Origin of the sequence: Levilactobacillus suantsaii, assembly GCF_004115745.1 — a bacterium.
GTDB lineage: Bacteria > Bacillota > Bacilli > Lactobacillales > Lactobacillaceae > Levilactobacillus > Levilactobacillus suantsaii.
Genome location: NZ_QXIL01000001.1, coordinates 162,808 through 182,998 on the forward strand (window position 1 = coordinate 162,808; position 20,191 = coordinate 182,998).

The following is a 20,191-nucleotide window of genomic DNA, read 5'->3' on the forward strand; positions in this document are numbered from 1 at the left end:
GCCAGAATCGCTACACCGCTCCGTTCACCCGTTGGGCGTGATTGGTTTTCTGTCCGCGCAATCAGACGGTCTTACGATTTATCCAGTTTACTATACTACCACAAAATCGTCCCGACAACACCCTTTGGCAGAAACGGTACGCAAACTTAACGCGCCTGCCAACTCACCGTTGCAATCGCAGCGATAGTGCTACCCACTTTAATCTGGTGCTGGGTAGTCGTGGCGTCTGCTTGGACGGCCGCACTGATGACTTCGTGCCCGTATTGGACCTCATTTTCAAAACGAATCTGCACGTCTACTGGTCGGTGCGTCCGTAAGAAGTCCGCGGACAACGTATCGAACAACCAGTCGAAATAGTGGGCATTATTGACGTGACCGTTATTGTCGATATCAAAGTAACGGACCCGGTACGGTTTCGTCACTTGCGTCTTGGTCGTGTCCAACCGTTGCGGCCGGGGTAACCGGGGTAAACGCTTGACTTCTTCACTCTGGTACGGCGCCATCAATTCCGCGGGAATCGTGGCAATCTTGCGGGTCGCGTAACTCATGGTGACCCAGATTGAGTCGCCATATACCAAGGTGTCCCCGTTTTCCGCGAGTAACCAGTACTCGCGGTAGGCAAAGTAGCGGTTATACGACGTGGCGCGTGTCTTTAAGGTCACCCGCTCACCGATGTGGGGCAAGCGCGTTAATTGTAAGTGGTACTGGGTGACCACCCAACCGACACCTAAGCCGTGAATCATGTCGGCGAACATCCCTAATTCGATGTTCTGGTCATCAGAGACCAGGACGAATAAGTCAATCAGCGTCGCCACGGTCAACTGACCGGTCTCGTCGGCCTCATAATAAACAATCCGGTGGGGTTCTGTATATGCCTTAGCGCTCATCCGTTGATTCCTCCTGATTTAAATGATGATAAATGCGATAAACTTCTTGTTTCTTGAGGTGCCGTAAATTGGCGACCTCTTTAATCGCGGCGTTGGGACGTTCACCCGCCGCAATCAGGCGGTCAACTTGAACCGGAATTGGTTCACTCAAATCAATCGTATCTTCTTCCGTGGTCGGGTCCGGATTACCTCCGACCAAAACGACGAATTCCCCGCGCACGGTGTCGGTAGCGGCCCATTCGGCCAGCTCCCCTAAGGTGCCACGGAGAAATTCTTCGTACCGTTTCGTCAGCTCCCGGCACAACACGGCGGGCCGGTCCGCCCCAAAGCCACCAGCGAGGTTTGCTAGCGTCTTCTTCAACCGGTGCGGGGCTTCATAAAAAATCAACGTTTCCGGGCGTTGCGACAGCGCCGCGACTTCGGCCTTTTGGTCCTTGGGCTTGCGGTCCAAGAAGCCATAAAAGTAAAATGGCTGGGGCGCTAACCCGGAGGCAATCAAGGCGGTCAAGCCGGCATTGGCTCCCGGTAATGGAACTACCGGAATCTGGGCTTGGGCACAAGCCACGACCAGTTCGTGACCGGGGTCACTAATGGAGGGCATCCCCGCATCACTGACCTGGGCGATTTGGGCGCCCGCTTGGAGCTTGGCCAATAACTGCGGAATCCGTTCCTGCGTGTTATGCTCGTGAAAACTAAGTTGCTTAGTCGTAATCTCAAAGTGATTTAAGAGCTTTTGCGTGTTGCGCGTATCTTCGGCGGCAATCAGCTCAACGTCCTTGAGGGTTTTAACGGCCCGAAACGTCATGTCATCGAGGTTGCCGATGGGTGTAGGCACCAGGTACAGCCGGCCGACCGTCTCGGATTGAAAACTACGTAGTCGTTGCATCGTTTCTAAATTCCTCCTATTGATCACGATAAATAACTTCTAAACAAAAGGCGCACTCTTCGTCTTGTTTCCGCCGCGTGCCGTAGAATTCCCGGCACACGTGAAACCCCTCTTCGTAGAGTTTTTCCAGAACCTGCCGGGACTTCGACAACCCCTGCTGGGTGGTTTCCGGGGCTTCTGGCAAGGTGCGCTGGAGCTCCTGCAGAAGATCACGCAAGTGTTGATTCTCAATTTCTAGTTCTGCGTTCTGTTCAAATACCTGAGTCAACTCTGCTTGCAAGTCCGTGAACTGGGTCAAAGTCGTCTCGAGTTGTCCCTTCAAATCCTTTAATTGATCATATACTGCTTGTTTATCCAAATTGCCACCCCTTTTCTGGTCGGTCTAGCGTGCGACTTGCGCCAAAATCTGTAACGTTAAGGTTTCTAAGATTGCTTGAAAATTCAGGTTCCCGGCGAGTTGTTGCCGAGTATTCAAGGTCAACGTGACCACCGCCACTAACCGATCGACACTCAGTTGCTGCGCGATTTGTTGGCTCTGCGTGGCGACCTGCGGGTAACTTAACGTCTCCTTGGCGACAGGTCCCGCTTGCTGTAACAGCGCGTCGTGCCAGACCTCCACCAACATATCCAAGACGATTCCTTGCCGATCGCGGTTTGTCGCCAGTGGGACCAGTTCCGTCTGGACCCGTACAAAGGCTCGTTCGTCAGCTTGGCAACAAGCACTGAACCAATGTTCAACCCGCTTCTGTGCCGTGGCCAACCAATCGTCAGCGACCAGGTCTTTAGCCGCAGCGATACTTTCGGTCAACGTCGTGAGTAAGGTTTGTTGGCTCGGAGCCACCCCCACATCAGCCAAGGCACTGGCTAGTTCCTTGGGGGCCACCGGCAAGAGGTCAACAATCTGTGTTCGCGATAAGATTGTGGGCAAAATCAAGTTTTTATTGGTGGTCAAGAGTAGGGCCACCGTGTTCCCGACCGGTTCTTCAATGAATTTCAACAGGCTGTTAGCCGCCCCGGTGGTCATCCGTTCGATTTGATCGACGATAAAGATCTTTTGGTTCCCTTCGACCGCGCTTTTGGTGAACTCGGCCTTTAGGTAACGGACTTGGTCGACCTTGATGCGTTGGCCGTCCGGGACCACCCGAATCACGTCGGGATGGTCACCAGCCAGGATGCGCCGACACTCGGCGCACTGGCCACAGGGCAACCCATCGGCGGTCACGTTTTGGCAAAATAACCGGAGCGCCACAGTTTCCGCTAGGGCCTGCCGTCCCGTGCCGTCCATGCCGTTAAACAGGTAGGCATGAGACAGGTCCCCAGCCTGAATCAAGTGCATGAAATGGGTCAACAGTTGTGGTTGCAGGCGTTGGACCGTCGTAATCGGGCTTTCTTCGGTCATGAGCACCCCCTAGAAGCGATGAAACTGGTCGACGGGGAGCACGAAGACCGTGGCGCCCCCGACCTGAACTTCTACCGGATACGACGAGGTGTTGTCCAATTGGGCATCCAGATTGACCGGCGGGGTCATAAACTGTTGCCGCGTGTGACTGGCAGTCTTGATCAAGTCCAAGACATCGTCGACCCGGTCATCCTCCAGCCCAATCATAAACGTGGTGTTCCCGGACTTGAGAAAGCCCCCGGTCGTCGATAAACGGGTTGCCCGGATGTCGTGGTCGATGAATTGGTTGCTCAACCGGTTAGCATCCTTATCCTGGACAATGGCTATTAACATTTTCATATGTGGATTTCCTCCCTTAAGCGCCAGGGGTAAAGTAAGCCCTGGCGGTTTGTTTGATCAACGTCAACGCACTGGCCACCACCTGAGCGGGCGGTTGCGTGGCGTCAATCAGCTTAATGCGATTTGGCTCGGCTGCTTGTAAGCGCAGGTAAGCGGCCCGGACCCGGTCGTGAAACGCCGTTTTTTCAACGTCCAACCGGTCGACCTTGCGTGGGTCGCGGTGAGCCTGGATACGTTTCAACCCGACCTCGGCGGGAACGTCGAAGTAAACGGTCAACTCGGGTAGCAACCCGTCCGTGGCAAACGTGTTCATCTTCGCCACGGCGGCCTCACCAATCTGCCGGCCGGCCCCTTGGTAAGCCACCGAGCTGTCCACGTACCGGTCACATAAGACCAGTTGGCCGGCTTCTAAGGCCGGTAAAATGGTCTCGGCCAGATGTTGGCGCCGCGCCGCCGCGTAGAGTAACGCCTCGGTGCGGTAATCCATGGCCGTGTTGGCCCGGTCCAAAATAATCGACCGGATACTTTCTGAGATTGCGTTGCCACCGGGTTCCCGCGTGACCGTTAACCGGTCACCCAGTAGCGGCTGTAGTGTCGTGGTAATCGCCCGCAACGCACTGGTCTTGCCAGCGCCGTCCGGACCTTCAAAACTAATAAACGTTCCTGACAAAATTTTCGACCTCATTTTCACGTCATATCAGACGAGCTAATTCTCGACATTGTTGCATCCATTGTACTTTAATTCAGAATTGATGTCTATTTGCGAATGAGTCGCCCCACCAAAAAAGCCACCCCCCAGTCTCACTTTTTCTCGATTCATTTATTATGGTAGAAACCCGCTTACTTGGCACCTGATTAGCGCTCTGGCAAGCCAAAAAGGACCCCTCAAAATTCTTGAGAAGTCCCTGCAGGCACCTAAACATCGTATTCCGTTTCTTTAATGCCGGCATTCATCAGATCATAAGGTGATTGCATCCGTTCGGCATCCCAGGTCGCCACCCCTACGACCAACCGGATATCTAGTGACGCTAATTCCTCGGTCGTGGTGACGGCTTCAGCGAACTGCGTTTTGATTCGTTCCGCCACCACCGTGGCCCCGTTCGACGTGGCGAACAGCAAGGCCGCCCAAGTCGGGTTATTGCGGTCCAACAAATAAGTGATGTCATTAGTCCGCATCCCCTGTTTGACGGTCTGTGACACCAATTGAAGTAACGCCTTCAACTGGGTCTCGCTCAGCATGTTGCGCATCTCATGAAAGTAGCGCACCCGAATGATCATGGTGGCTACCGGCAAGTCAAACTGTCGGTTGGTCTCCGTAAACACCGCAGTGTCTTCGATGTAGGAGACCGTAGTGCGCAGATTGGTGACCTCATCGAACGCCCCCCGCTCCACCAGGTCGCTTTGCAGCTTAACATTTTGGGCCTGCAACCGCCGCGAATGGGCCGTCATGCCGTAAAACGACAGCGATAATAATAGTGGAATGAACAACCAATACAGCAAGACCCAGGGAACTTGATGGTCTAAGACCTGATTTTCATAAATCACCGCTAATAATTGGACAAAGATAAAGAGCAAATTAGCCAATAATCCGGTGATCAAGCCCCCAAAATGGGTCGTCAAAATGAGACAGATTGTCACCCCCAAAAAGATGGTATTCAAGAACAAGTACTGGGGACGGGTAGCTGCCATGCCAATAGCCAGGACGCTCATCCATCCCAAAAAGGCCATCAGATAGATGTCGGTCAACCAATTTTCACGGTTCTGTTTAGTCATAACGAGTCCCCCCTCGGTGCCGTAAACCCCGGTGCTTTCGCCACAGTAAGACGAGTGCCAGGCTGATGACGGCCATGACGCCAGCCGCAATCCCCAGGTACAGCCCCAATTGGCGGTTCTGGGTCAACCGATGATGGGCCGTAGCTGCGGGATCGATCAGCGCTTGGCGTTGGAAACGAAAGTGCCGTTGAACGTTATCAGCATCGACTACCAACGCGTCGCCACCGATTACTGACAAATCTGCTGGCGTACTCAGGTGAGTCGCTGCTCTGGCAGTCGCATCTGGTGTGGCGCCGGTAACGACCAGTAACCCGCGCCGGTCATTATACGGGGAACGTAAGAGTTGCGCCGTTCCCAACGTTGCCCCGTACCGCGGTTCAACGCTCAACTTTTCGTTGGCCACTACCCGCGTCTCGGCGGTGTTGAATTGAAAATACAAATGGTCGTTGAGGTCGTGAATCAGGGGATTTTGCCGCGGCGTGCCCAACGCAATCACGTTAGCCGTCTTCAAGACGTCTTCGTGGGGTCGCTGGTGGTAAAACTGCAGTTGGCCCCGATTACTGTCGACGTAATGGCCTAAGAGGGCAAATACCCGGCTGAGTGTCTGATAATCGGCGGCCGTCAGCTGCCGCGGACGCACAACGGCGAGATGGTCGTAGGCACCCTGCTGTAAAAAGAGCCCCGGATATTGAGCAAACAGCAAGCGGTCCGCCGGGGTGGACTTGAGGTGCGCCGCGGTCCCCGGTTCAATGATCTCCCAGGGTGTCGGCCGGGCACTCCCCTTAGCACTGGTCGCCACGGGCAAGTCTAAGGCCACCCGCACGGTAAAATCATGCCCCACGGCTAAGCGTTGGGGGATACGCACGCTAAAGGTCTCCCCATCGGCGTGGCGTGCGGTCAATCGATGACTTCCAATGGACTGACCGTTGACGCTCACGGTCGCTAAAGCGGCTTGGAAATCCAGGTTCTTAGCGTAGCGCAATTTGACTTGAATAGTCGATCCCGCCGCAGCTACCCGGTCGACCGGCAACTTGACGAAATAATCGCGTTCCTGTCGCGTTGCCCCCACCAGCCGGTCTGCCGTGGTCGTCAAGGCGTACTCATTTTGTGGCGTCGTCTCCGGCGTGAGCACCGCACTCTGCGCGGTCAAAGTTGTACTGGCGTGGGTGGCTTGCCGCAAGAGCTCCGCGTTCGCCAGGTACCGTCCGGCTTGGGCCAACAATTTGGCGTTCGGGGCTGTGACGATCAGGTAATGTTTATTAGCTGCGTCATAACGTTGGATCCGTGCTGTTTGTCCCAGTGAAGTGCGAGAAATCTGGTGCTGGAAGCGAGCCGGTAAATGGTCGTAGGTCGCCAGCACAATCTGGTAGGTCGCTTTCTTGGCAATCGCCGTGTCCGCCGTAGTGACTGGCAACTGCTGGTCGACGGTCGGGGTAAAACGCGTCCCCCCGGTCACGGCCAGCATCCCCGCTTGCAGTTCCGCATCGGAAACCTGGTCAGGTAAAATAACAGCCGCTCGTTGTTGACTGATGGTGTCTAAGCCCGTTAGCCGCTCGTAAAACGTGCTAATCTTTTGACCGGGTGCCCCCACCGTGTAGGCACAAGTCACACTTGACGCTGGCATCACGGTCAGCCAGTTGGCCGCACCAGAGGTCGTCGCGTCACTGCTCTGGTCACTGGTCAACTGCAGCTGACCACTCAACTTGACCACGTTATGCCGCCGCACGGCCGAGACCGGCAAAGTAACTTGTCGGGTCTGCACGCTGGTGCGGTGCTGGGGCCGAAACGTCGTGACTGGCGTACCATTCAAACTCACGGTCACAGCCGATAACCGCTGATCCGTTAACGGTGACACCTGAAAGGCCAACGTGAGCGTCACGTGGCTGAGTCGCCAGTAATCGGTCGTTGTAAAATCTCCGCTAGTTACCACCGCTTGTCCAGCCAAACTGCTGGCTGTCGGGTGAAACGGTTGGGTGTAGGTCTGAGACGTCGCCGCAGCCTGGGCAGTTTTCTGCGGTCCCAGGCTCCCCCAGCTACTGACCAGCAATAACAACCCCACGGCCCACCAGAGTCTACTGATAACGCTTGGTCTTGTACCATTTTGCTGGTTGATGAAAAACTTGTTCACGAATATATTCCCCCATCCCATAGGTTGCAACAGCCAGCCACAGCTGACTATATAGTAGGTACATCCAAATAATGATCACCAGGTTGCTAAGCGTCATTTCGCCCTTTTCCGTGGTGATGGTCACAAACGTGCTAATCACAAACAACACGATGGCAAAGACCCACAAGGTATTAGTGAATCCCTGTAATGTCGAATGAGCCACCCCCGCCACCGACAGAACGAACACGCTATCGGAAAGCACTAACGATGCCATTAAGACGAAGTAAACCACTAAGAAATACAGCAAGTCGAAACGAATCGGCCGGCCAACCTTCCGAAACAGCAGGGGCAGATTCTTCAAAATCACGTAAATGTTGCCCTTGACCCAGCGCGTTCGTTGGTGAAACCAGACGTCAAGTGTCTGGGGTTCCTGCTCCCAGGTCACCGCTTTAGGCTGGAAGTTGATGCGGTAGCCCAACCGGTAGAGCCGAAAGCTGACTTCGGTATCTTCCGCCAGGGCCTTAGTATCAAAGCCTCCAATTCGTTCTAAGACCGAGCGACGAATCACGTAGTTGGTCCCCGGAATCGTACAAAGTTTGAAGAGTCGTAACCGCCCCGCCTGTGCCATCCACTGGAAGGCCAGGGTCTCGATATTGACGAAGCGGGTCAACAGTGTCGCCCATTTGTTACGGGTCCGGAATTTGCCAATTACTGCGCCGTAATGCTGGTTCTGCAACAGATCCGCGACCAATAACCGCAAGGCGTCGCGTTCCGGAGTGTTATCCGCATCGTAGACCGCAATCACCGTTCCTTGCGCCCCCCGTAATGCTAGGTTCAGCGCGTTGGATTTTCCCTTACCGCCGGTCTGGGCATCGGTGTTGATGACCGTTAAGTTCCGTTGCGGGTAGTCAGCCTGTAACTGCGCCAATAACTGAGCGGAATTATCACTCGAATTATCGTTGATCACGATGATTTCGTAACGGTCGTGTGGGTAATCCAATTTCAACAACGCCACCACTGTCCGTACGATTACGATGCCCTCGTTATGGGCGGGGACCATCACACTCACGAACGGGGCCACTGCCGGCAATCTCGGCGCCGGGGTACGAACGGTCCTTAAGTATTGGGTGTATCCCGCCATCGTCAAAATCAAATTCACGACTAGAATGCCCCAAATTGCTAAAATCGCCACAAAAACAAACCAATCTAACCCACTCATTCTGTCCTCCTCATATCATTCACTGCTTGTCCTGCCGGAAAAATTTCCGCCGGTAAAGTCGTCGGCCCACCACTAGAAACCCTACCAAAACGACCGTCGTCAGACTAAAGAACGTCAGCAACACCCACCCCTGATATTTGAAGTAGTTTTGCATCGTGACCTGCGTTGGCCGGGTAAAGTGGTAGTTGGGGATACCGGCGTTAGTGGTACTTACGGCAACAGTCTGCCCATTCAACTGGTAGGTCCCCCGGCGATAGGCAAAAGTTGCTGACGCACTGGTCAATTCCGCCGTCAGTTCCCGTTGCGGCGCGTACCAAGTCACCTGCAAATCCTGCAAACGGTGTAATTGAGCCGTCAATTGCCGCGTCGATTGGGGAAACGGCACCGTCACGGCCGTGGGGACCGCAAACGTCGTCGGTGTTCCCTGTCCAGTCTGCGGCGTTTGCAACTGGTCTAACTGCAACGCAAACCAACTTTGACCATAAGTTGCACCCAAATTATCAGCGTGCCTGGTCAACGTCTCTTCCTCATCGGGGAGGAACAACACGTTTTGGGCGCGTTGTAACCCGGCTGAGCGTAGTACCGCATCCTGGTTCCAAGTTCCCGGGGCACTTAGCCCCACTGGAATCACCTGTCGTTGCCCCAATTGGTTCAACTGGGCCACCATTTCGTGTTCCAAAGCCGGGCCGCTACTGGTCCTAGCGACCGCCCCCGTTGGCACCCGCAAGAAGATGACCCCACCACTCGTCTCAACTTCCCGCAACGTTTTGGTGAACGTGGCGAAGCCCTGGAGTCCGGTATTACGGCTCACGGTCGTCGTACTCACAGCAAACGGGATTCCCGCCGCCTTGAGCCACCGACTGAGTTGCCGCAAACGGGCCAAATCACTATACGGGGTCACCCCGGTAATCGTCAGTAACGGCGCATGGTCCGCGGCCTGGTCAAAGAGCGTGGCCACCGTCCGCATGGCGCAGGTCATTGCCACCCCAGTGGTCAGAAGTTCGGGCAAATAGCCGGCTTGATCCACGACGGTACCATACGCGTAGGTCGCACCACCACCTCCTGACGCGCGTAATGTCCCAATCTTGGTTTGGGGTCCCGTTGGTTGTAGAAGCGTAATCACGGATTTAAATGGGAGCAATTGCCAGGTCGAGCCGGCCCGTAAGGTGACTTGTTGATGGTCGAGCAAGCGACGCGTGGCGTTTAATTGAGTTGCTTCTTGGGCGCTCAATCCTTGACCCACATGTAGTTTACGACCGGTAAAACGGGCGCGGTCCCGGAAAAAGGCAGCGTTTTTAACCGGGTCGTTGGGCGTGTTCACCAAAGTCACCACGCCCTGGTATTTGTCGCCAGTCAGTTGCCCCGCATGGTAGGCCGCTAACGCTTCTGTTTGGCTAGGCACTCCCACGCTGGCCAGCAACCGTTGCATCGTTGCAATCTTGGTGCGCCCCCCGTGTTGGGGGTCTTCACGGTCATAAACCACTAAGACGCGTTGCGTCCGGTCTAACGCCGCGTGTGCCACCAGAACTCGATGTGCGTAACCCCAACTCAGTAGCACGCAGACCACCCCGGCAACCAACCACTGCCACAACCTAAGCATGAGCCATCACCGGCTGGTCGGGACTGCACCAGAACCGTTGCGTTGCTAAGTCGGCAATCAGGACCAGGCCGACGAGTTCGAGGCTGATGGGCGCTAAGTAGATATTTTGAACCAAGTTGGTTTCCCCCGTTCTTAATAAGACCACGATTGGAATCAGTAAAAAGTTCAGTAAGCAACCGGTCATCAAGGTCAGCCGCACCACGCCGGCGGACCGACGCACCTGCCAGTCCCGGTAAGCCCCCACCCCAAACAACGTTAGAAGTGTGCCCACTAGCAACAAGTCAAAGGCAAAGCGACGGGGGAAAAAACGGGCCAGCCCCGCACTGACCAACGTTAAACCTTGAACCTGGGCCTTGGGTCCGTGCCCACTTCGGGCGGGATAATTGCCCACGGCCGTGACTCGAGTCTCCAGCATATGGGTCGCTGCGAGGTTCAAGAGCTGTTGTAATTGCGCGAAATGAGTCGCGTAATACTTGAAAATCCAGCTGAAGGTCATCTTTTTAGTCAAGCCAGTCGCCACCGCTGAACTGGCTGGGTCAAGGGCTGTAAAGTCCGCAGAAAAGTAGTCATCGCCGCGCATCAGGGCAAACTGGGGGTCAATGCCTCGTTGTTTCAGCGTGGGACTGGGATCACTCGCCGCATGTTGCAACACGCCGTGGGTGAAGGCCTGATATCGATTCACCTGCCGCTGTTGCGGGGTCAACGCTAAGCCCATCAGGACACCACAAGCCACCAGCCCGACGCCACCGCATAGCAGACCTAACCGCTGGGCAGGATGGCGAAAGGCCACGAAACTCCCCAGGCTCATCACCAAATAACTCAGTGTCAGCAAGGCATTTTGCGGTTGACTCGTCACCAAAAGTGCGGCACTGACAAAGTACAAGCTAATCCAGCGACCGCGGTGTTCGGGCGCACGCCCCAGCAACAGCAGACTCGCCACCATCGTCACCGACAGAATCACCAGTAACGGCATGGTGTAAAACGAATTGAACGGTAACAGCACCGTGGTATCAGCCAACACCAAAACAATCAGGGCGGCCAAGCCGTAGCTGCGTTTGGGTTGGTCTGTCCGGGTCAACGCCCGCGTCAATAAGCCCACGGCGCCTACTAATAATCCCAAGTAGACTAGCCCTAAACAGCGAATATCAAAGACCGTGGAACTAACGATTAATTTGTTCAGCAGGATAGCCAATTGAATGAACAGGTGGCGGGATGACACCCCACTCAACCCCGTTTCGCGCCCTTCTACGTAGCCTTGTAAGAAACCAAAGCGTGCCGTCACGTAATCTGCTTGGGTGCCGGGCAGTTGAAACAACCCGTTATTGGTCAACACCCGTTGAAATGCCCCGTTATCACCCAAGCCGTGAACCGGACTGGTCAGTAACAGACTGGCGCCGATCACAGCCGTGGCCAGCATCGCCAGTTTGACCGGCGATACCCACCATAACGCAATCGACGGCCATGTTCGTCGTGCCACGTTCCCACTCCCCTTTCTTTCTATTGACTGGCCGCATTCAAGGCCGTTAAGTTGTTAAATGAGTAACTCTGCCCCGTTTGGGCGTTCCCAATTCCACCTTGAATGGCGCTATGGGCGGTAACCTGGTCTTGCCAGACCATCGCCATGGCCCGCTGGTAATTCGTACGGTCACGTACTTGGGCAAAGATCATCGCCGCTAGGGCGTAATTAGCCGCTGATTGACCGGAATCGGTCACACTTCCGGCGGTAGTGTAGCCATTATAGAGGGTCTTATCGCGTACTTGTTGGGTCAGCCAACTGCGACTGGCCGCCTTCAGATGTTGACTTTCGGCCAAATGTAGGAGCGTTTCGAGTGCTTCCGAGGTGTTGAGCGGATGATCGCTATACGTCAGGGTATCCCAATTGAAGCTTGCCGAATACAACGGAAAGACATCCCCGAGATAACCGCCCCGCACCAACTTCAATTGCTCGCGGTAGGCCCGTCGTCCAGCAGTAGACCCCCGTTCGTAAAACCCTAATGTCCGCAAATCGATGTAAGCCAAACTACTGGTCCTTGCGACCTGCTTAGTCTGTGGATTGTAATAATCGTAGACCTTGCCGTCGCGTAACGCCCCCGCTTTTAACGCTGCAAAGTGGTCAGCGGCCGCCTGACGGTAATGGGTGGTGTGAGTCATCGCATCATAGAGATTCAACGCCTTGATCAGCCGAAGATCATCTAACGTGGCGTTGACCGCAAAGCGTTTGCTGCGGTCGGGATCGTAGCGATAACTGAATTGACCGTGCTCACCAAAGGTCGCGACCGTCAGCTGATAAAACCGCCGAAATTCCGCAAAGCGGTAATGCTCAGCTAAATAGATCAACCACATCCCCGCCGATTCACTCAGCATTTCGTGGCCCGTTGCCAGGTTCGCCTGGCGGACATCGGTCTCTACGTAATTAGTGTAGATGCCTTGCGCCGCCACTAACCGGTTGGCGATAAATTCAGACAGTGACCGCTGCTTTTGCTGGTCTTGCCGAGTATGAAACGTCACGGCTGGGGCCCGAAAAGCCTGCGGCGACTTTTGTGGTGGGGCGGCATGGGTCACCGTATGGCGGCACGCCGTCAAACTGAATAGGGTCCCCACGAGTCCCAGCCAAAGCCAAAATTTTCGTGTCACGGTCTCGTGCCTCCTTTATATTTAATAGTGCTAACATCTCATTTCAATTGAACCAGTTCGCTCAACCTTCCCCGCAGTTTACCGAAAAAAAGAACGCCTGGCCAGCTTTACTGCTGACCAGGCGTTTTTAAACGCAACTATTGATAAGAATTTTTGTTAATCTTGAAAAACGGTCGCCGCGATGTGCTTACTGCGGACACGCCGGCGCCGGGCTTCCCGGTATAAAAAGAGGTACGTTTGCCGCGCCAAGGCGGTGTTGGCCGTCATTTCATTATCGGCATCGGCAATGGCTTCCTGGGTCTGCTTGGCGTGGTCCCAGTTATCTTTGGCGGCATCAATGGTCGCCAAGAGCTGATCATCGTATGCGACCCGTAAGTCTTGCAGGTGCTTGCGTTGCTTGCGTCGCTTTCGTCCAAACATCTCAAGACCTCCTTACATTTCGGTTCGGCCTTCAACAGCCTTGTACAGGGTCATCTCGTCAGCGTACTCGATATCACTACCGACCGATAACCCGTGAGCTAACCGCGTCACCCGAATGCCCGCCGGCTTGATCAGCCGCGACAGATACATCGCCGTGGCTTCCCCTTCTGGCGTGGCGTTCGTGGCAATGATAACTTCCTTAATGCCCGGGTTCTTCTGCAGGCGACTGAGTAGACTTGAGATATTCAAATCTTCAGGCCCCTTGCCCTCGATGGGGGACATAACCCCGTGCAAGACGTGGTATAGTCCGTGATACTCTTTCATTCGTTCCATCACCATAATGTCCTTGGCCTGTTCGACGACTAAGACGTGCGACTGGTCGCGCGTCTTATCCGCACAAATGGTGCAGGGGTCACTTTCGGTGATGTTCCCGCAGATCGAACAAAAATGCAGGTCCCGCTTGGCCGCAATCAGCGCCTTGGAAAACGCCGTCACGTCGTCTTGCGCCATATCAATGGTAAAAAACGCCAGCCGCGTGGCCGATTTTTGCCCGATTCCGGGAAGCTTCATGTAACTGTCAATCAGCTGCGCAATGGGTTCTGGATACTGCATCATGTCGTCCTTTCTGGCAGGTTACATGCCCGGGATGTTCATCCCTTGAGTGTACTTGCCTAACGTTTGTTTCGTTTGATCTTCGACCTTGGTCAACGCGTCGTTGACCGCCGCAACGACCAGGTCAGCTAACATGTCAGGGTCATCGGGGTCGATGGCTTCCGGCTTGATGGTCAAATCAGTCATCTTCCGTTCGCCGGTAAAGGTGGCCTTGACCAAATCGTCTGGTGACGTCCCCGTAAAGCTCTGCGCGTTCAAGGCGGCTTGGTCCTCCGCCATCTTCTTTTGCATCTGCCGCATTTGTTTCATCATGTTGCCCATGTTACCCATATTGCCCATGTTCCGCATGAGTCATCCATCCCTTCAAATTTTAATCAGTTTTTACATCCACGACGTCTTTCCCAAAGAGCTCCTCGGCCTTCGTCACGACTGGATTAGCCGCGGACTGCGGTGGGTCGGACTCGCCCTGCTGCGTATCAGGGGTCCCCCGGTGCGTCAATTCATCCTTATGCGCCGTCAGGTAGTTCTTGCGAATGACCGGCCACTGGTCCTTGGGTACGAACACGATGGGAAGCGCCGTGCCTACCATCCGGTCTAATCCATTTTCCAGTGCGTCGGTCAATTCTTGGTCGCTGGTGGCTTGTTGGTACAAGAACGAATAATCAAATGCCACGATAACCCCCGAATCAGCGGCCGCAACGGGTTGCGACACCTTCATCACGGCCCGCTGGGTCACGGTCAGACTGTTCAATAAGTCCGGCCAGACCTCCTGCAGCTGGGTCAGTTTCTCCCGCGTGGCCGATCCCAAGACCGGGTTGATCTTGGCTAGATTGACTTCGGGTGCCTTAGTAGCACTGACCCGTGGTTTAACTGGCCGGGCCGCGGGCTTGGCTACCGCGGGCTGTTCCAACTGTTGGACAGCGACTTTTAATTGGTCGACTTGATGTTGTAAAGCCGTGATGGTATCTGCCGCCACTGCCGTAGTCGGCGCCGCTGCGTCGGCCGGAGTCGCTGGCGCTGTAGCAGCCGGTTGTGCCGGGGCCGCTCCCTGTGTCCGGCCGATTTCAGCCAACTTGATGGTCAAAATCTCCAGGTAGACGTCGGGGTGGGTCGTGAAGCGCATCTGTTGTTGAATCGTGTTCAATTCGTTAATCATAGCGTACATGGTCGTCGCCGGGGTTTGCTTGGACAATTGTTGAAAGTCTTCGCCCACGCTGCCCATCTCAGCTTCTTCCACCAATTGTGGGGCTTGTTGATAAAGTAAAAGGTCGCGCGCATAACCCACTAAATCTTCGGTGAACCGTTCGGCGTCCTTACCAGCTTCGAGGACTGATTGTAGCGTGGCCAGAGCTTTCTTGGTGTCGCCCCCTAAAACCTGTTGGACGTAAGCCGCTAACAGGTCGTGGGTGACGCTTCCCGTGACCAGCAAGGCGTTGTCTAAAGTAATTTCGTTATCCCCAAACGACAACGCTTGATCTAAGATACTGAGGGCATCGCGCATGCCCCCTTCGGCGGCCTTAGCGATGACCTTGACAGCCTGGTCGTCATAGGTCACCTTTTTCTGGTCAAGAATGTAGGTCATCCGGTCGTAACTGTCACTGGCCGCAATGCGTTTGAAATCAAAGCGTTGGACCCGGGAAATGATAGTTGCCGGGATCTTGTGTGGTTCGGTCGTGGCTAAGATAAAGATGACGTTAGCCGGTGGCTCTTCTAGCGTCTTCAATAACGCGTTGAACGCCCCCGTCGATAACATGTGCACTTCATCGATGATGTAGACCTTGTAATCAGCCACCGTGGGCGCGTACTTGACCTTGTCTCTGATGTCCCGGATCTCTTCGACCCCGTTGTTGGACGCCGCATCGATTTCGATGACGTCGTTTAACGTCCCCGCCGTGATGGCCTTGCAAGTATCACACTCGTTACACGGTTCGCCATCTTGTTGGTGGTGACAGTTAATCGCCTTGGCTAAAATCTTAGCGGCCGAGGTCTTCCCGGTTCCCCGAGGGCCGGCGAACAGATAGGCGTGACTAATTTGATGAGTAGTGATCGCGTTTTTTAAGGTCCGCGTAATCACTTCTTGACCGATCATGTCGTCGAAGCGTTGTGGTCGCCAGACCCGATAAAGTGCTTGATACGCCATATTATCTGTTCCTTTCTCTCATTATTCGGTAAAATTCGCTGCTCACTATTATAGCCTTTTTCTAGGGGGGCTGTCACGTATTCCACCGGGGAATTTAGGGGAACTTAACCTTGCTTGACCCCGCCGTGAACCGTTTCGCTCTCTGTCACCCACGGCGCAGAATTTTTCTGCAAATCAAACGGGAAGTCATGCCACGATTCGTGGTGTCGACTTCCCGTTTTAAACTCAATCTACGTCACAATCAACTAAGCCTTCTTTGGCTTATACCCTAGACTTGGAATGGCTCGCCACCGCCGCTGCAGGTAGCGCACGACCATCTTGGGCTCGCGGTCACGCGTAAAGATCCCCTTCTTGTTGCCCTGGACCCGCTGAATCCCAAACTTGGTCTGGAAGTCCGCGAAGTTCCACAGTTGTTCCCCGACGAAGTTCTCGAAGTCGTCGAAGACCCGGCTGGCCATCCGGTAGTAGTCCTCCTGAAATTCCTCGGAGAACGGTTCTCCATAGTTGCTGTGGACCCCGGCAATCGTATCGGCCCCGTATTCCGTGTACATGATGGGCTTATTCGGATAAAGCCGTTGATAGAGAGCCAATTCGTCACGGGTCGCCTTTTCGGCCGCCTTCAGGTCACCAGTCTGAACATACCAGCCGTAGTAACGGTTCAAGGCGATGACGTCCACTAAAGACAAGCACTTGTCGGTCTTAGCCGTGGTCTGCATGATACTGGTGTAGGTGCACGGGCGTTGCTGTGGGTCTAGCCGTCGTGCTAAATCGAACAGGGGCTTAAAGTATTCGTAAGCTCCGTCTTCAAAGTTAGCCGCTTCGTTGGCCAGTGACCACATCGCCACACAGGCATGGTTTTTGTCCCGACCAATCATCTCGCGAATTGCCTGTTGGTGCGCCGTAGCGGTCTGCATAACCTGCCAAGTCTGGTCCTGCTTCGTCGAATTCAAATCAAAGCCAAAAGATTCAAATAACCCTACGACTGGCACTTCGTCGATAACCACGATTCCGGCGCGGTCACACAACCGCATCATCTCTTCGGAGTACGGGTAATGCGACGTCCGAAACGAATTAGCGCCCATCTTCTTCATCAAGTTAACGTCCAACACGTTAGCGGGTTGGTTCAGCCCTCGTCCATGGATGGCCGTATCTTCGTGCTTGCCGAAGCCCTTAAAGTAGAAGGGTTGCCCGTTGAACAGGAATTGACCGTTCGTAACCTCGATCTTGCGGACCCCAAACGGTTCGCTGTACTGATCGACGACCTCATCGTTACGCAAAGCCGTCACTTGGGCCGTGTAAAGGTAAGCGTGCAGGGGTTGCCATAGGTGGACGTCGGTGAGGGTCAGTTGACTCGCCTTACCACTTCCCTTAGCAACCAGTTGTTGGTCCTCATCGAAGAGTTTAACCTGAACTTTATCGATGTCTCCTTGCGTGGTGACCCGGGTCTGGATAGTCGCCTGATGAGCGGTCAAATCGACCGTCGGCACCACGGCCACATCTTCCACGTAACTTTGCGGCGTGGTGTAGATTTTGACCGGTCGTTGGAGCCCCGCGTAGTTGAAGAAGTCAAAGTTTTCATCAAGGTGACGCACCAAATGTCCGGCGTCGTCCGTGGTCTCGGAATAGTGAGCGACTGGCAAACTGGTGTAATCCAACATATTGCTAAGTTTGACCGTCAACCGGTTTTCTCCGGCAACCAAAGCCTGATTAATGGCCACTTCAAACGGCGTAAATCCACCCTTATGATGGGTCATCAACTGGCCGTTCAAGTAGACCCACGCCTCGTGGGTGGCGGAGCCAAACCGCAAGACTAACCGTTGGGTCCGTAAGAAGTCCGCGATGTTAAAGGTCGTCTCGTACCACACGTACCCCACGTGGTTGCGAATCTTAGCCTGAGAGCTTTGGTCGTTAAAGGACGCGGGAACCGCCACGTCATCGTGGGTGGGTAAGGGGTGCGTGACGTCAACCGGTGAGTTTTCGTCTTCAATCATAAAGCGCCACAGCCCCGACAAATCAAGTACGGTCCGGGTAGGCGTCGTTACTGGATATAACATTATTAATTTCCTCCAAGCATTGTACTTTTCACAGGACGAGGCCTTGTTTTCCCGCCCGTGATTACCTACACTATAAATAACTCACCGTTAAATTGCTTGGCGATTGCTATCCTAATTTGGTTAGTTATGACTTTTATGTAATCGTTAACATTTCAAAGGAGCTTGTTTGTATGTTCCCTACCAGTACCGTCGCTCAGTTGATTCAAACTACCCTGCACCTCGACGTGCGTGCTTACGACCGCCAAGCCCAATTGGTGGTCGCCGTCAATAATCCCGCCGTCACGCCACCGCATCGCCCGGCGTTTCCCGACCTGCGCACCCTGACTAAATGCACCCGCTTTACGGATGTCTGGCAACTTAGCTATTTTTTAATCCCACAGTCGGCTATCGTGTGGGTCGTGGGGCCCTTCACCACCACAGCCTTGACCTCCCAACTAATTGCCAGTGTCCTCTCTCGTAATCAAGCGACCATCAGCGACCGGCACCAATTCGCGCAATTCTACAATACCTTGCCGATCTTAAGTCAACACGAAGTCCAGACTACCGGCACCTTGCTGGTCAATCTTCTGGCCCACCCACTGCGCATCCCCGCTTGGCAGACCCTGACGACCCCCCAAACAGCGCCAGCACCGGCCGCGCTCCCCTTCAAACGCCCCACCACCACGGCGCACCACTACCAAATCGAAGCCAACTTGATGGCCACGATTCGCACTGGCGACACTGACAAAATCACCGATTACTTCGCCCCAATGACTGCCATGCTGGACTTCTTTCAAAATCGCCTAGCCAACCGGCCACTACGTTCCTGTCAGGATATGTGTCTGGTCAGCAATACCATCGACCGCATTGCCGCGCGCCAAGGTGGGGTCCACCCCGGCGACCTCGACAGTTTATCGGAAAAATTTGCGCTTTTGATTGAACGTCAGCGGAGCATCGTTGGATTGAAGCGCCTCATCGTGGCCATGCTCACGGAATACACCCAACTGGTCCACGACCGGTCGACTGCGGGGTATAGCCCCCTCATTCAACGGGCCGTTGCCGCCATCTGGCAACACTTAGGCGATTCCTTTAAGGTCGCTTCATTAGCCCAGTGGCTCCAGACCAGTCCCAGCTACTTGTCCCGGCGCTTTAAGCAGGAAACGACCCAGACTCTTACCGAATTCATCACGGCCCAACGACTAGCTAGCGCTAAAACTTACCTGTTGAACACCACGACGCCCATCACCGCCATCGCCCTTCTGGTCGGTTTTAGCGACCCAACCACGTTCACCAAGCGCTTCAAACAGGTCACCCATCAGACGCCCAGCGAGTACCGCCGACACCCCCGGTCATAGATTGTCGTAGGTCCGGGCCACCAAAAAAGCGACTGCCCCCGTTTAGTTCGGAACAGTCGCTTAATTACTCAAAGAAAAAGAGCTCGGGAAAATCCCGGGCTCAGGTTATTTACTCAAAAACTTGAAGCACAAAGCGGAGCAAACTTAGTGCTGCTTCCTTCCGGACCTGACACGATTTGTAAGTCCACCCTTGCTTCAAGGCCTTAACGGCAAGTCCTAGTGTATCACGATTAGTGCAACCTGTCTAGTGACTTTCTGGTGTGGTCGTTTGAGCCTGTCGTTGCGCCTTTTTGGCCGCTTTGCGCCGTTTGCGCGCCGCTTTAAAGAAGCTCACCAGGCGTTGACTGGCTTCGGTGGCGTACAGGCCATCGGCAACCGTGACCGTGTGATTCAATCGCGAATCGGTCAGCGTGGTGTACAAGCTGTCAACGGCGCCGGCCTTGGGATCGGGAGCACCATAGAAGACCGTGGGAATCCGGGCGTTGATGATGGCCCCACTACACATCAGACAGGGTTCGATGGTCACGTAGAGTTGGCAATCTTCTAAGCGCCAACTCTTCAACGTGGCACATGCCTCTTCGATAGCCAGCACCTCGGCGTGCAACGTGGCGTCGTTGGCGTGTTCGCGTAAATTGTGGCCCCGACCAATAATCTGATCATCGTGGACGATGACCGCCCCGATGGGGACTTCGTCGATGATTGCCGCTTGGTCGGCTTCAAAAAGCGCCTCCTGCATGTAGTGGCGCTGAGCCACGGTATAGGTCGTCTGGTGCATCTGCCACCCACT

19 protein-coding genes and 1 other RNA gene are annotated in these 20,191 nt (G+C 54.6%); 1 reads left to right on the top strand and 19 read right to left on the bottom strand.

Annotated elements, in window-relative coordinates:
• Positions 1–146: 146 nt before the first annotated feature.
• From DXH47_RS00740 to uidA, 17 genes are all read right to left on the bottom strand, one after another.
• Positions 147–887: an acyl-[acyl-carrier-protein] thioesterase gene (locus DXH47_RS00740; RefSeq protein WP_129031179.1), complete on the bottom strand. Its 741-nt coding sequence runs from the start codon at positions 885–887 to the stop codon at positions 147–149.
• The gene (rsmI, locus tag DXH47_RS00745) at positions 877–1,773 is read right to left on the bottom strand and encodes a 16S rRNA (cytidine(1402)-2'-O)-methyltransferase (protein WP_129031180.1); all 897 of its coding nucleotides are present in this window, start codon (positions 1,771–1,773) and stop codon (positions 877–879) included. The genes DXH47_RS00740 and rsmI overlap by 11 nt, the downstream gene beginning before the upstream one ends.
• A 16-nt stretch (positions 1,774–1,789) precedes the next feature.
• Positions 1,790–2,131 (bottom strand): DNA replication initiation control protein YabA, encoded by a 342-nt coding sequence (locus DXH47_RS00750; RefSeq protein ID WP_129031181.1) that lies wholly within the window; start codon positions 2,129–2,131, stop codon positions 1,790–1,792.
• 24 nt (positions 2,132–2,155) lie between these two features.
• Complete coding sequence (gene holB / locus DXH47_RS00755) at positions 2,156–3,172, bottom strand: DNA polymerase III subunit delta' (protein WP_129031182.1); 1,017 nt, start codon at positions 3,170–3,172, stop codon at positions 2,156–2,158.
• A gap of 9 nt (positions 3,173–3,181) precedes the next feature.
• Positions 3,182–3,511 carry a cyclic-di-AMP receptor gene (locus DXH47_RS00760; RefSeq protein ID WP_129031183.1) on the bottom strand — a complete coding sequence of 110 codons (330 nt, stop codon included), beginning with the start codon at positions 3,509–3,511 and terminating at the stop codon, positions 3,182–3,184.
• Positions 3,512–3,527: 16 nt separating this feature from the next.
• On the bottom strand, positions 3,528–4,196 hold the full coding sequence (tmk, locus tag DXH47_RS00765; RefSeq protein WP_129031184.1) for a dTMP kinase: 669 nt from the start codon (positions 4,194–4,196) through the stop codon (positions 3,528–3,530).
• A gap of 230 nt (positions 4,197–4,426) precedes the next feature.
• Complete coding sequence (locus DXH47_RS00770; protein WP_129031185.1) at positions 4,427–5,284, bottom strand: diguanylate cyclase; 858 nt, start codon at positions 5,282–5,284, stop codon at positions 4,427–4,429.
• Positions 5,277–7,412 carry a cellulose biosynthesis cyclic di-GMP-binding regulatory protein BcsB gene (locus tag DXH47_RS00775; protein WP_170954913.1) on the bottom strand — a complete coding sequence of 712 codons (2,136 nt, stop codon included), beginning with the start codon at positions 7,410–7,412 and terminating at the stop codon, positions 5,277–5,279. The genes DXH47_RS00770 and DXH47_RS00775 overlap by 8 nt, the downstream gene beginning before the upstream one ends.
• Entirely contained in the window at positions 7,357–8,610 is a 1,254-nt protein-coding gene (locus DXH47_RS00780; protein WP_129031187.1) for a glycosyltransferase, read from the bottom strand. Before DXH47_RS00780 ends, DXH47_RS00775 begins: the two co-directional genes overlap by 56 nt.
• Before the next feature lie 19 nt (positions 8,611–8,629).
• Positions 8,630–10,210: a hypothetical protein gene (locus DXH47_RS00785; RefSeq protein ID WP_129031188.1), complete on the bottom strand. Its 1,581-nt coding sequence runs from the start codon at positions 10,208–10,210 to the stop codon at positions 8,630–8,632.
• Positions 10,203–11,687 carry a glycan biosynthesis hexose transferase WsfD gene (gene wsfD / locus DXH47_RS00790; RefSeq protein WP_129031189.1) on the bottom strand — a complete coding sequence of 495 codons (1,485 nt, stop codon included), beginning with the start codon at positions 11,685–11,687 and terminating at the stop codon, positions 10,203–10,205. Before wsfD ends, DXH47_RS00785 begins: the two co-directional genes overlap by 8 nt.
• A gap of 20 nt (positions 11,688–11,707) precedes the next feature.
• Complete coding sequence (locus DXH47_RS00795) at positions 11,708–12,844, bottom strand: glycosyl hydrolase family 8 (protein WP_225423464.1); 1,137 nt, start codon at positions 12,842–12,844, stop codon at positions 11,708–11,710.
• 156 nt (positions 12,845–13,000) lie between these two features.
• Entirely contained in the window at positions 13,001–13,264 is a 264-nt protein-coding gene (locus DXH47_RS00800; RefSeq protein WP_129031190.1) for a YaaL family protein, read from the bottom strand.
• Positions 13,265–13,276: 12 nt separating this feature from the next.
• The gene (recR, locus tag DXH47_RS00805; RefSeq protein WP_129031191.1) at positions 13,277–13,876 is read right to left on the bottom strand and encodes a recombination mediator RecR; all 600 of its coding nucleotides are present in this window, start codon (positions 13,874–13,876) and stop codon (positions 13,277–13,279) included.
• Between the two features lie 21 nt (positions 13,877–13,897).
• Complete coding sequence (locus tag DXH47_RS00810; protein ID WP_129031224.1) at positions 13,898–14,215, bottom strand: YbaB/EbfC family nucleoid-associated protein; 318 nt, start codon at positions 14,213–14,215, stop codon at positions 13,898–13,900.
• 31 nt (positions 14,216–14,246) lie between these two features.
• Complete coding sequence (dnaX, locus tag DXH47_RS00815; protein WP_129031192.1) at positions 14,247–16,016, bottom strand: DNA polymerase III subunit gamma/tau; 1,770 nt, start codon at positions 16,014–16,016, stop codon at positions 14,247–14,249.
• 245 nt (positions 16,017–16,261) lie between these two features.
• On the bottom strand, positions 16,262–18,070 hold the full coding sequence (gene uidA, locus DXH47_RS00820) for a beta-glucuronidase (protein ID WP_129031193.1): 1,809 nt from the start codon (positions 18,068–18,070) through the stop codon (positions 16,262–16,264).
• Between the two features lie 170 nt (positions 18,071–18,240).
• Between uidA and DXH47_RS00825 the strand changes: the two genes are divergently transcribed.
• Entirely contained in the window at positions 18,241–19,404 is a 1,164-nt protein-coding gene (locus DXH47_RS00825) for a helix-turn-helix transcriptional regulator (protein WP_129031194.1), read from the top strand.
• A 115-nt stretch (positions 19,405–19,519) separates the two neighbouring features.
• Here the strand turns inward: DXH47_RS00825 and ffs are convergent.
• Together ffs and tadA are read right to left on the bottom strand one after the other, a co-directional pair.
• Positions 19,520–19,606: signal recognition particle sRNA small type (gene ffs / locus DXH47_RS00830), an RNA gene on the bottom strand.
• A gap of 42 nt (positions 19,607–19,648) precedes the next feature.
• A complete protein-coding gene (gene tadA / locus DXH47_RS00835) occupies positions 19,649–20,179 on the bottom strand; it encodes a tRNA adenosine(34) deaminase TadA (protein ID WP_129031195.1) in 531 nt (176 codons plus the stop codon).
• Positions 20,180–20,191: the final 12 nt, after the last annotated feature.